This window comes from Salinimicrobium oceani (genome assembly GCF_012037645.1).
On the sequence record NZ_JAAVJR010001272.1, the window covers coordinates 1 to 335 of the forward strand.

Here is a 335-nt window from a genome sequence, read left to right on the forward strand (position 1 = left end):
TTTCCACGGCAGAAAATATTCCCTTATTTAAAGTTGATGGCATTCTCATGGAGCAGGTACTGCAAAATATTATTCATAATGCTGTAGAACACACTCCTGCCGGAACCACCATAACAATAGTTTTATCTCAAAAGAACAAAGGATTCACAATTGAAATATCTGACTCCGGTCCCGGTTTTCCGGAAGATAAACTGGAGCAGGTATTTGAAAAATTCTATCGGCTTCCTCACACAGCTACAGGGGGAACCGGTTTGGGTCTTTCTATAGCAAAAGGTTTTGTCAAAGCTCATAACGGAAACATCTCCTTAAAAAATATACCTTCGGGGGGAGCTAAA

The 335-nt window shown here is 40.3% G+C and carries 1 protein-coding gene; it reads left to right on the top strand.

From position 1 onward, the window contains the following. The coding region (locus tag HC175_RS21795) for a sensor histidine kinase (protein ID WP_209310184.1) at positions 1–335 on the top strand (335 nt) is incomplete at both ends.